The following is an 11940-nucleotide window of genomic DNA, read 5'->3' on the forward strand; positions in this document are numbered from 1 at the left end:
ACACTCCAAATAGAAGTCTGATGAATAAGAATTCCATACTATATTTTCTATTTATACTTCTGTTTGTAGCCTCGTGTAGCGGCACAAAGAACTTACCAGAAGGAGAGCTTTTGTACACGGGTGCCAAAATAAAAGTAGAAGGTAATACCACTCCAAAAAAAGAACGCAAAGCATTGAAAGCCGAATTTGAAGCTATAGTTAGACCAAAACCAAATGCCTCAATTCTAGGTTTAAGGCCTAAATTATTTATTTACAAACTAGCAGGTAACCCCAAAAAACAAAAGGGATTTCGCTATTGGTTAAAAAACAAAGTGGGCGAAGCTCCAGTTTATTATAGTAAAGTAGACCTAGAATACAACAAACTCGTTTTACAAAATAATGCCGAAAACAATGGCTATTTTAATACTAAATCAACAGCTGACTCAACACGTCGCGGTAAAACAGTAAAAGCAATTTACACGGTAGTTCCCAAAAGGCAATACCTGATTAGAGACGTAATTTTTCCACAAGATTCCTCTGTACTTTCAAGTGCGGTTAGTGCAACAAAAAGAAGATCTTTATTAAAAAAAGAGCAAGGCTATAATCTTACCACTATTAAAGAAGAAAGAATACGCATCGATGCACGTCTTAAGGAAAAAGGATTCTACTATTTCAATCCTGACTTCCTTAAAATTCAAGTAGACAGCACCGTTGCTGACCATAAGGTCGATTTAATCGTTGTGGTAAAAGAGGAAACTCCAGAGTTGTCACAAACACAATACCGCATTAACGATATCGTAGTATATCCCAATTATTCTATCAACGCAGATAGTCTGATTGTTACTCCAGATGCAGTTGTACATCATAACGATTTCACGATTATCGATTCTGAAAATTTATTTAAACCTAGAATTTTTGATCGTACTTTATATTTTAAAAAAGACGATCTATACAACCGTACGAACCACAATCTTTCTCTAAATCGTTTAGTTAATTTGGGGACGTTTAAGTTTGTGAAAAACGAATTTAAGGTAGCAGATACCATCGGGAATTATCTTGATGCTTATTATTTTCTTACGCCATTGCCTAAAAAATCCATTCGTGTGGAACTATCGGCTAAGACAAACTCAGCTAATTATAGCGGTACCGAACTCAATTTAAACTGGAGCAATAGAAATCTCTTGAAAGGCGCTGAATTGCTTACCGTATCTGCATTTGCGGGATTAGAAGTACAAGTATCAGGAGTAAACAACGGTTTTAATGTGTACCGTTTTGGTAATGAAGCAAATCTAGTTTGGCCCAGAATTGTTGCGCCATTCCGTTTTGAATCCTCTAGTGGATTTGTTCCAAAAACCAAGGCAACATTAGGTTATGAATTCCAGAAAAGGACTAAATTGTATTCACTACAAACATTTAAAGGTTCCTTTGGATATTTATGGAAGGAAAACGAGCGCAAAGAACATCAGTTGAACATTACTGAAATTACTTATGCCAGTCCGAACAACGTAACCCCGCTCTACCAAGAGAAAATCGATGAAAATGCTTCACTTGGTAAAGTGATCGAAAAGCAATTAATCTTTGGCCCTACGTATTCTTATACCTTCACTAACACGATGCAACAAAGAAGGAAAAACACCTTCTACTACAAAGCCGGAGTGGACTTATCAGGAAATATTGCGGGACTAGTAACTGGTGCTAATTTGAAAAAAGGAGATACCGTAAAAGTTTTTAGTGTGCCTTTCAGCCAATTTGTAAAAGTCGAAAATGAATTTCGTCATTACCTAAAATTAGGTGGCGAAAAACAATTGGCCAGCAGAATCATTGCTGGTGCAGGATTTGCCTACGGAAACTCAGATGAAATGCCTTTTATAAAACAGTTTTTTAACGGTGGAACAAATAGTATTAGAGCTTTTAGAGCACGTTCAATAGGCCCGGGAAGTTTTGATGGCACATCGACTTCAAATACATTTCTTGCTGATCAATCCGGAGATTTAAAATTAGAATTCAGTACAGAATACCGCGCTACCATTTATGATTTTGTAAAAGGTGCGTTATTCGTAGATGCAGGAAACATCTGGTTGTTAAAAGAGAATCCGGAAAAACCTGGAGCAAAGTTTTCTAAGGACTTCTTAAAAGAATTCGCCGTGGGTGTAGGTGCCGGATTGCGTTTTGACTTTTCTTTTTTAGTGCTAAGAACAGATCTTGCTTTCCCTATTCGCAAACCGTATTTACCAGATGGAGACCGTTGGGTTTTAGATCAAGTGAATTTTGGTGATCGTTCTTGGCGAAAAGAAAACCTAGTGTTTAATCTTGCCATCGGATATCCGTTTTAGTATTGGATTAAAATAACTTTTAATCCAATGCGATCCTGCTTATTAACTGGTAAATACTGTGTCTAAGGGCGTTATACTTTATATAACAAAGACAATCTTACTTTTATTTACAGAATCGATAAAATCGGACTTAATTTTTTACCAAATAACTAATATTAGTCGGTTTTTGATTTACATCATTGCTAATTTCTGCTATATTTGCGCTTTAAACTACTCTAATTATGGAAGAATGTATTTCTGTCTTTGACATGCTAAAAATTGGTGTTGGACCTTCTAGTTCGCATACCCTTGGACCATGGAGAGCCGCAGAGCGCTTTCTTGAAGAGCTAAGAAGTAAAAACCTGATTCAGGATGTTGTAAGAGTAAAAACAGACTTATATGGTTCCCTTTCCCTAACAGGAATAGGACATGCAACTGACTTAGCTGTTATGCTAGGACTAAGTGGTCAAGACCCAGAATACATTCCTGTAGAAAACATAGATGGAATTATAAAAGCCATCAAAGAGGAAAACCAAATCAATTTAGGAAACGAAATCCTAGTTCCATTTTCCTTTGAGCAAGATATCGTTTTCAATAAAAAGTTTCTTCCATTTCATGCTAACGGAATGCGGTTTACCGCTTTTCTTTCGAATGGAAAAAAACATGTCGCTACCTTCTACTCCATCGGTGGTGGATTTGTAGTTAAAGAAGAACGCCTGAATGCCAAAAAGAAAGTACAAATAAAATGTGCTTTTCCGTTTCCTATCGATAAAGCAGTTGATCTTTTAGCCTATTGTAAAGCTGAAAACAAGAAAATCTCTGAAATCGTTTATGAAAACGAAAAATCCATGCGCACTGAGGCCGTAATCGACCATGAGTTAATGCGCATCTGGAACACCATGTTAGAATGCATGTACATCGGTTGTCATACGGAGGGAATCCTTCCGGGTGGCTTGAAGGTACGTCGCAGAGCATTTGACATGCATCAAAATCTCATTGGACTATCTAATTATAGCAATCCACAAACGTGGATGGAGCAAATCAGACTAACCGAAGTAAAATTCCGCCAAATCCTGAAATGGGTAAGTTGTTTTGCCCTGGCGGTAAATGAAGTCAATGCCGCTTTGGGTAGAATTGTTACGGCACCTACAAACGGAAGCGCCGGGGTGATTCCATCTGTATTGATGTATTATCTGGTAATTGAAAACCACAAGGCCGGTCCCAAGGAAATCAAGCAGTTTCTATTAGTTGCCGGAGAGATAGGCAGCATATTCAAGAAAGGCTCGACTATTTCAGCTGCGATGGGTGGCTGTCAGGCCGAAATAGGCGTTTCATCTTCTATGGCAGCGGCAGCATTGTGTGAGTTAATGGGCGGAACACCAGAACAGGTTTTAATGGCTGCCGAGATCGCTATGGAGCATCATCTAGGATTGACCTGTGACCCTATTGGCGGATTAGTACAAATACCATGTATCGAAAGAAATACTATGGGCGCCATCAAGGCAATAAATGCCGCCGAATTAGCGCTTGAAACCGACCCAAAAAACGCAAAAGTTCCTTTGGACAAAGTAGTCGACACCATGTGGCAAACCGCTAAGGACATGAACAACAAATACAAAGAAACTTCAGAAGGTGGACTCGCAATAGCAGTCAACATGGCGGATTGTTAACACTAAGTTACTAGGAGATACCTATAAAAAACCTACTATTCGACTTCTTACTGGTTCAATAGTAGGTTTTATTTATTACTCAAAACACTATTCACTCTTCACTTTCTTCTTTCTTCTTTCTTCTTTCTTCTTTCTTCTTTCTTCTTTCTTCTTTCTTCATGGCGTGCCCCAGCTTCCACTCCGTTACAATCTTTTATTGCGCTACGCTTCATAAAAGGATTTCCGCTACAATCCTTCCCGCAAGATCCCATTTTTCGAGAGCGAAACAATAAATGATAATTACTCAAAAAAAAAAAACATTGTAATTTGCTAAAAATAAATGTACTACACGGTGCTATATAGAATAGTATTTTAGTTCTCCCCTATACGCCTTATGCAAATAATTGTAAAAAAGATATGGCATCGTGATGCAGATCGAATCGCACTTTTTTTAAGTACGATAGCACTACTATTTCTCAATTAAAAAAATCTGGATTATCTAAAAAAGCTACTGTGCATACCTTACGCCATAGTTTTGCAACCCATCTATTAGAAAATGGAACAGATATTAGATACATTCAAAAATTCCTAGGTCATGCTAGTATTAAAACCACCACCATATATACACATGTTTCAAAAATGGCTACAGATAAGATAGTAAGTCCATTAGATCGTTTAGTAGATAAAAATAACAAGAAAAAACTGAATGAAAAGTAAAAAACATCCAAAAAGATGTATATATTTGATTTTATATACAAGTTAGTGGCAACTTTACCGAAAAACTAAAAATAATAACATATGCAGAAATTAGATTTCGTTAAAAATATTGAAATAATTGTAGAAAAGTTAAAAACAAATGAAATTGTTAATGCTTTTAATAGTGGATTTTCCCAACCAGGAACTAACTATAGTTACCAACAAATTACACCTTTACTTTTTCTTTCAAAAAGCAATTTTGATCAATTATACACAGATCCAAAATTTATTGAAATTCTGAATGAACTTAATGCTCCGGAAGTATATAGTGAAAAAAACCTTTCACACCTGACAACCATATTAAGAAGTACAACAGCTCAAAATATAATTGCAGCTTCAAATGCCATTGCTTTATTCAATTTTCATAACACGATCTTATCAACATATAAATTGACAAAGGCTGTATTATTAAATGAAACCATATCAAATAATTTTGAAAATAATTTAGAAAATGGTGTCGTAATATTCCAAATTGTAATCGATGAAGAAGGTTTAGAAACAGAAAAATATATCAAAATTCTTTCCGCTTTAGAGGAATTAACTGAAATTCTAAATAAAATTTACGGCGAAGAAACTGAAAAATCTGAAATTATATTGCTTGATAGCGGAAGTGATACCAACTTGGGAATAAAAACAGGAATAGAAACTGCTAAATCACTCTTCTTAATATTTAAAGAGATTTGGGATTTCGCTACAAATTTCAAACATTACAAAGCCGCTCAAAAAAATAAAACCTTGCTTGACAGTTTGTCTATTCGAGCAGAAATTAAACTAAAAGTAGAACAAGGAGTATTAACAAAAGAAGAAGGATTAGAATACTCTCATATTATAAAAACTCGAACTGATGATTTAATCGCGTTAAAGGTTCTTCCCAAACAAATATTAATGGAACAAAATTTTGTAGAAAACAAAAAGTTACTAAAGGAATTTGAAGGAATGAAACTATTAGGCGAAGGAGAATAAAAGCAGCCACTAACAGCGGTTTTGCGAGATTGCGAAATATGTAGTAAATTCAAGTTTATCTTTCGCAAGAAATTTATATTAGCCGAAAAATCTCGGTTACGAAGTTCGCAACCTCGCAAAGCCGCGAAACGTCAAACTGTCTAAAAACCTCCCTCCCCTTCATTTTATCACTTGTATTAAAAATCGTTCAAAATATTTTGATAACTAACTGATTTTCTTTATCTTTAAGTATGTTTTTATACTGCTAAAAAAGATAGCTTATGAGTAAATTCATCACTGGAACCAACAGAAACCAACTCCCGCTTTTTGCCTCATGCATCGATGATGCCATTGCGCAAGACAATCAAGTTAGACTCATTGACCTTTTTGTAGATAGTCTCAAATTACCTGATTTTGGATTCGATTTCCAATTTGTGGAAAACGGCAGACCTGCCTATCATCCTTCCGATTTACTTAAACTCTTTATTTACGGCTACCTCAATAGAATGCGTTCTTCTCGTGCTCTAGAAAAAGAATGTGCTCGTAATATTGAATTGATGTGGCTCCTAAAAGGGTTAGCTCCAGATCATAATACCATTGCCAATTTCAGAAAAGACAATCCTAAAGCCATTGCTCGTGTTTTTCGTGCTACAGTAAAAATGGCTGCACAATTTGAACTCATTGGCGGAAGCCTTGTCGCTGGAGACAGTACTAAATTAAGAGCTCAAAACTCCAAGAAAAACAATTTTAATCCAGCTAAAATTGAGCGCCATATTGCATACATCGATGCACGATTGGAAGAATACAATACGGCTCTTGCTAAAGAGGATGGCGATGAAGTTGAGAAAGAAAAGATTCTAAAGAAGGTTAAAAAACATTCCTTTCAAAAACAAAAGTATATCGAATATCAAAAGATTATTGACACCACTGGGGTAACTCAAATCTCTACTTCAGACCCTGATAGTCGCCAAATTATGACCCGAAACAACATCTCTGAAGTGGCCTATACCGTACAAACTACTGTAGATGCGCTGCACAATATTCCGATTGATTTTAAGGTGACCAATGAAAATGATTCCAAAGCTATGGGCGGTATGTTGCGCCGTAGCAAGGCTATTTTAGGACACAATCAATTTACCGCTATTTATGACAAAGGATATCATACCGGTAGTGAATTTCATAAGGCCAATCAACTCGGGATTGCTGTTTTGGTAGCCATTCCAGGAGTGTCGGCACATGCGCCTGATCTGGCTTTTGATGTAGAACACTTTAGATACAACAGCGAGAATGATACCTACAACTGTCCTGCCAATGAAGTTTTAATTTCTAATGGCAAGTGGTACAACAAAACCAACGGGAAATCAATCACTAAAATGAAGCATTATAAAACCAATGCTTGTATGAGTTGTGCCCTTTTTACTAAATGCACCACAAACAAAAAAGGGAGACTCATAGAACGCTCCCAATATGCCGATTTGATTTATGAAAACAAAGTGAGAATCGAGAACAATTATGAAGTCTATCGAAGACGACAAGCCATAGTAGAACACCCCTACGGAGTTATCAAACGGCAATGGGACTTCTATTATATTATGACCAAGAAGACCATTAAACATGCCTCCGCTGATGTAGGACTCATTTTCACAGCCTACAACCTCAAGAGAATATTCAACTTAATTGACCAAAATGAATTAAAACAGTACCTAAAAACTGTGGCTTTATTTTTTGTTGTAATAAAGCCGCTTTTTAAAGCTTTTTACGGTCCTTTTATATTAGTACCAATCCAATTCCTTTTTTACAAAAAGAAACAAATTGTAATCTAAATCGTCTATATTTACTTTATAATTAATACAAAATAACGCGGTTTGGAGGTTTTTAGACGAACTGACGTTGGGCGAAACATAAAAAAAGCAGAACAAAATGAAGAAAATATTTACAATAATTTTATTTTTTATTTGTTTTATTAATACTTGGTCACAAGATTATAAATCACCTGAATATCAAAAAAAGAGATTTGAAGAAGCAAATGAATATTTAAAAAATTCAGATGTTTTTAGAGCTGCTGGTGTTTTTCAATTTGTAAATGAATTAAATCCGAAAAACGAACTCGGAAAAATATCTCTCAAAAAGTCTGACTCATTAAGACCAATTGCGCATCAAAAATTAAAAGAAAGCTTAATTGGTACTTGGAAACTTAATAGAACTGGTTCAAATTGGGGATTTGAAAAAACAACCGATACAATTAATGATAAAATATTAATTGTAAATGAAAGTGAATTTAAGTTTTACGAACAAAACATAAAAACTAAAAAACTAAAACTGATAAAATCAGAAGAAATTAAATTTTCAAAAAGTATCCACGAAAGATATTATTCTTATGAATTTGTTTTCTCTGATAACCAAATTTGGCATATTAGTAAAAATGAAAAAACTGGTGAATTAAGGCAAGTAAATACTGGTGAGCAAAATGAAAATGGGAGAAGCGAAATTGTTTGTGGAAATTTGGAACTAATCTATACCGAAATAGAAAGTCTAAAATAGATGCATCGCCCAACAGCCATTTTGAGCTAGCTGGAATTTAGTGGAAGTACCGTTTCGCATCAAGTTTTCGTTAAGCCGAAAACTGAAAGGTTACGAACTTCTAGCCATCTCAAAGTGGCATAACATTAGGCGTCAGCAGGTTGAAAAGCGGATATTTAACTATAAAAAATAAAAGTAATCGAAAAAGTATAATAATAAGATTAAGACATAGTTATCCTAAACTTCTTTTTTATTGGAATGCCTTAAAATTCAATTTTTGAGTTTTTTTTTAAGGTCTTACTAAAAAATAAAAGCTGAAATAACATAAATGTAATTCAGCTTTTTAAATTAAAATCATTGCGAATTAAATTTTAATACTTGCGCTCCAATCGATATTCTTTTGCGCCCATTCTTTAGCAGAAGTTGTTTTAATCCCTTTTTTAGCATTAAAACTTTTATTAAAATTCCAAGATACACCTCGTCCGTGTCCAAAGATAGATCTGTACTTGTAGACAAAATTTGTTGGATCATTTTTCAAATCATTTGCTAACTCATCTAAATCAGAAACGGTGCGTTCAAATTTTTGTCCTGACAACGACTCTACAACATCACCTAATTGTCCGTAAGTAATGGTATCACCAGCAATGTAAACAATACTGTTTTCGATTTCTGGCTCTTCAAAAAAGATTTCAGCAGTTAACATCCCTATATCATCCGGAGTAGTAACGGTTACTGCAGTATCTAAACTCCCTAGAGCATTTACCACTTTTTTATCGAAATCGACAACACCAAAAAAGGGTTGAAACAAATAACTGGTAAACAATCCTGTAGAGATAACCACCCATTTTGTAGCAGTTTGCGCTTGAAGAATTTCCCTTACATCTAACTGTTCATCAAATAAGTCTTGGGCACTTCCACGTCCGATAATTTCAAAATCAACACCAAATTGCCACGGAAAATAACGTTTTACTCCAGCTTCAAGCACAGCATTTACTAATTTTATTTGAAACCCACCAGCACCGGTACCATATCCTGTACAGGAAACTATAGCATCAAAATTTTTAAAAATGGATACTAATTCTGAGGAAGGAGCCGAAAGATCTGCTGAAAGTAATTTTACGTCCAGCGCTTTCAATTCATCAATCATTCGTTTCTTTTCAACCTCTTCTGATTCAATAGTTGCTTGACGAAGCAGTACTGTAATTGTTGTATTATTATTTTTTGCCTTCTGTGCCATATTACGGATTACCGGTAAACCTAGTTCACCAGCTCCCAAAATTAAAACTGATTTATTTTCCATCTTTTTATAAAATTTGTTAATTGGATACATTATTTTTTGCAAGCTTTACACTTAACAAATAAATTTTTACAATTACAAAGGTATCACAGACAAGGGGTTAAAACAATAAGGCACCGAAACGTGTGTTAGTAACCAATAGGTTAGTATTTTGAATACCAGTCTCAATATTAATAAGTTTAGATATTAATTAACAGGCGTACTTTGTATTTATTTTTATATCTAAATTTATAATCATTTCTATTTTTATCTGTAACCTAATTTTAGTAAATGGCATTACAGCTATATTATGCTACCTTTATACCAGAGATAAAATTGTCGAGACAAATAATTGAAAGCATATTTTGCTTAAAAGCATAAATTAAAATAGATGAAGAGACTTATGAATGACGATGAAATTGTAAATGCATGGGATGCTATTTGTAAAGTTTTGAATAAAGATAATGATGATATTAAGAGTGATATATTAAATCACGTTGGAAACAAATGGTCACTTTATATCATACACGCTTTAGGCATAGATGGGCGAATGCGATTTTCCAATTTACAGAAACATATTAATGGAATAAGTCAAAAAATGTTGACAAAATGTGTTCGAGAGCTAGAGCGTGACGGATTAATTTCAAGAACTGTTTATCCTGAAGTTCCGCCAAGAGTTGAATATGAATTGACTTCTCTGGGACGTGGGTTATTGGTTCAAGTTACACCTCTTTGGTTTTGGATTGCCAATTCTGTAAACGACTTCAAAGAAGCAAGAGCGAATTATGATAAATCTGAATGATTGTTGTACTAACAAAATTTGAATGGTAAAACATAAAACATAAACTGCCGAACGCATAATAGCCGTTTGGCGAGATTGGGGTTTTAGGATTAATTTAAAGTTTGTTTTGTACTTGAAAAATTTGTGTTTAATGGAAAAACCTCGCATCTTCAATCCAACCACGCAAAGCGCCAAGACGTCAGGCTGTGAAAAAACCTTATTTAGTCGCTATTTTGACTTAAAATCATCCTCATAAACAGCACTACAATCGTTCTACTACAAGCTCTTTTGTAGGAAGTAAATTGTAGCTCATTTTTAATAATGTCTTTACCGTACGAAATAACATCTTTAATTTTAAAATATATTTCTTCTATTTCTGAAAAAATAAAAGTCGTTTAAACAAAACCTTTATTCAATGAACTAAAAATTGGTGAAGCAAGTGGTAAAATCGTAGATTTTTACCGCAATAAGAATCTTGAAATGATAAAGGTAGAGTTTTCGCTAGGCACAAAAAGCCAGCAAAAGAACGACAATGAATAGACAAAGAAACGGCTCCACAATTGAACCTTCCTCGACATTCAGGAATATAAGCTACTAGATTTCAATTCTCAGCAATCAGAATAATTGAGCTTTTCCTATTCAGAATAACAAAATTAATTTATGCTCCATTAATTCAAAACGGATCGTCTAAGTTATTCCAAGCTATACTAAACAAAAAAACTAAAATTCTAAAAGCATGGTCGATGACAAAAGTCTCACACCAAATACTTTTAAAATTTCAGTTTAATCTATTGATTTCGAAACCTAAAATGTTTCAAATCAATTTATTTTCCTAATGGCAAATTATAACCTATTCCTACACCTAACACACCTACTGAATAATCTTGAGATCCAATGTTTCCTTCATTACCCGTAAATACTTTAGTGTATTGTAAAGCAAAATTCCAGTGAATGTTATGATATCCTATTTCTGGTTTTATATACAATCCACTTGTAGGTCTATCTACTAATGAATTTGACGCTACTTTATCGTCACCGGTAATAAATCCATACCCTAGATCAGTTCCTAGATAAAAACCAGAAGTTTGTGGATAGTATCTAAACATTGCTGCTACAGGAACTACAGCGAAATCATTGTTATCGATTCCGTCATTCTCTTTTCCAAAAAATTGATTGTAACCCGTCGCTATACCCAGTCCAAAACCTGGCGTAACTAAATATTGGTATCCTAAATCTACTCCTAGATTTGCTGATGCATTTTCTGATGGCAACGCAACACCTCCATTAACACCAATTTTTATCATATTTGTGTAAGCACTATCTTGTGCACTTGCTATCGCTCCGCTAAATAATAAAAGAGCTAACACTGTTTTTTTAATCTTTTTCATAATTTTAAAATTTAGTTAATATTGATCTTTATTACTTATTTTCCTAAAAACCTACTCATTGTTGAATTTATTGGGCTTTGAACTAGGTTGTTTTCTTCAGCCATAGAAAATGAATTTAGATCTCTGGTGGATTTACTGCATAATACATGACGATCCTTCATTGGATACGTTTTTCCCACCCTAGAATATTGTCTATTCATAATCCTGTTTTTTAATTTGTTTTTATTGTACAAATATTGAAAGAATACACAGCAACTTCGTTATACAATTTACTTTAATTATTACATAATTATTCTTCGAAGTGAAAACCGTGAGGAATTCGATATTTACTGAATTT

At 34.3% G+C, this 11940-nt stretch carries 11 protein-coding genes; 7 read left to right on the top strand and 4 right to left on the bottom strand.

Translation table 11 applies throughout. The features are described from left to right. The first annotated feature begins 20 nt into the window (after positions 1-20). The gene (locus FQU23_RS06570) at positions 21-2312 is read left to right on the top strand and encodes a BamA/TamA family outer membrane protein (RefSeq protein WP_147673161.1); all 2292 of its coding nucleotides are present in this window, start codon (positions 21-23) and stop codon (positions 2310-2312) included. A 221-nt stretch (positions 2313-2533) separates the two neighbouring features. Next, on the top strand, positions 2534-3961 hold the full coding sequence (locus FQU23_RS06575) for an L-serine ammonia-lyase (RefSeq protein WP_147673162.1): 1428 nt from the start codon (positions 2534-2536) through the stop codon (positions 3959-3961). A gap of 98 nt (positions 3962-4059) precedes the next feature. Here FQU23_RS06575 and FQU23_RS06580 read toward each other — a convergent pair whose 3' ends face one another. Next, positions 4060-4248 (bottom strand): hypothetical protein, encoded by a 189-nt coding sequence (locus FQU23_RS06580; RefSeq protein WP_147673163.1) that lies wholly within the window; start codon positions 4246-4248, stop codon positions 4060-4062. Between the two features lie 163 nt (positions 4249-4411). On the opposite strand from FQU23_RS06580, the gene FQU23_RS06585 reads away from it, so the two are divergent. The 4 genes from FQU23_RS06585 to FQU23_RS06600 all read left to right on the top strand — a co-directional run bounded on the left by FQU23_RS06585 (position 4412) and on the right by FQU23_RS06600 (position 8179). After that, positions 4412-4657 (top strand): tyrosine-type recombinase/integrase, encoded by a 246-nt coding sequence (locus tag FQU23_RS06585; protein ID WP_317165187.1) that lies wholly within the window; start codon positions 4412-4414, stop codon positions 4655-4657. Positions 4658-4738: 81 nt separating this feature from the next. Next, a complete protein-coding gene (locus FQU23_RS06590) occupies positions 4739-5659 on the top strand; it encodes a hypothetical protein (protein ID WP_147673164.1) in 921 nt (306 codons plus the stop codon). A 260-nt stretch (positions 5660-5919) separates the two neighbouring features. Beyond that, entirely contained in the window at positions 5920-7461 is a 1542-nt protein-coding gene (locus tag FQU23_RS06595; RefSeq protein ID WP_147673165.1) for an IS1182 family transposase, read from the top strand. A 97-nt stretch (positions 7462-7558) separates the two neighbouring features. Further along, positions 7559-8179, top strand: coding sequence for a hypothetical protein (locus FQU23_RS06600; RefSeq protein WP_147673166.1), 621 nt, complete (start codon positions 7559-7561; stop codon positions 8177-8179). Positions 8180-8522: 343 nt separating this feature from the next. Here the strand turns inward: FQU23_RS06600 and FQU23_RS06605 are convergent, their stop codons facing one another. Beyond that, a complete protein-coding gene (locus FQU23_RS06605) occupies positions 8523-9458 on the bottom strand; it encodes an aromatic alcohol reductase (RefSeq protein ID WP_147673167.1) in 936 nt (311 codons plus the stop codon). Between the two features lie 367 nt (positions 9459-9825). Here FQU23_RS06605 and FQU23_RS06610 point away from each other — a divergent pair, with 367 nt between their 5' ends. Further along, positions 9826-10236: a winged helix-turn-helix transcriptional regulator gene (locus FQU23_RS06610; protein WP_147673168.1), complete on the top strand. Its 411-nt coding sequence runs from the start codon at positions 9826-9828 to the stop codon at positions 10234-10236. 803 nt (positions 10237-11039) lie between these two features. Here the strand turns inward: FQU23_RS06610 and FQU23_RS06615 are convergent. Further along, complete coding sequence (locus FQU23_RS06615; protein WP_147673169.1) at positions 11040-11603, bottom strand: hypothetical protein; 564 nt, start codon at positions 11601-11603, stop codon at positions 11040-11042. Between the two features lie 35 nt (positions 11604-11638). Further along, complete coding sequence (locus FQU23_RS06620; RefSeq protein ID WP_165425737.1) at positions 11639-11803, bottom strand: hypothetical protein; 165 nt, start codon at positions 11801-11803, stop codon at positions 11639-11641. Positions 11804-11940 lie beyond the last annotated feature (137 nt).

This window comes from Flavobacterium sp. XN-5 (assembly GCF_008033395.2).
Lineage (GTDB): Bacteria > Bacteroidota > Bacteroidia > Flavobacteriales > Flavobacteriaceae > Flavobacterium > Flavobacterium hiemivividum.

Coding starts and splice junctions, on each gene's coding strand:
- FQU23_RS06570 (WP_147673161.1), top strand. CDS start 21: ATGAATAAGAATTCCATACTATATTTTCTATTTATACTTCTGTTTGTA.
- FQU23_RS06575 (WP_147673162.1), top strand. CDS start 2,534: ATGGAAGAATGTATTTCTGTCTTTGACATGCTAAAAATTGGTGTTGGA.
- FQU23_RS06590 (WP_147673164.1), top strand. CDS start 4,739: ATGCAGAAATTAGATTTCGTTAAAAATATTGAAATAATTGTAGAAAAG.
- FQU23_RS06595 (WP_147673165.1), top strand. CDS start 5,920: ATGAGTAAATTCATCACTGGAACCAACAGAAACCAACTCCCGCTTTTT.
- FQU23_RS06600 (WP_147673166.1), top strand. CDS start 7,559: ATGAAGAAAATATTTACAATAATTTTATTTTTTATTTGTTTTATTAAT.
- FQU23_RS06605 (WP_147673167.1), bottom strand. CDS start 9,458: ATGGAAAATAAATCAGTTTTAATTTTGGGAGCTGGTGAACTAGGTTTA.
- FQU23_RS06610 (WP_147673168.1), top strand. CDS start 9,826: ATGAAGAGACTTATGAATGACGATGAAATTGTAAATGCATGGGATGCT.
- FQU23_RS06615 (WP_147673169.1), bottom strand. CDS start 11,603: ATGAAAAAGATTAAAAAAACAGTGTTAGCTCTTTTATTATTTAGCGGA.
- FQU23_RS06620 (WP_165425737.1), bottom strand. CDS start 11,803: ATGAATAGACAATATTCTAGGGTGGGAAAAACGTATCCAATGAAGGAT.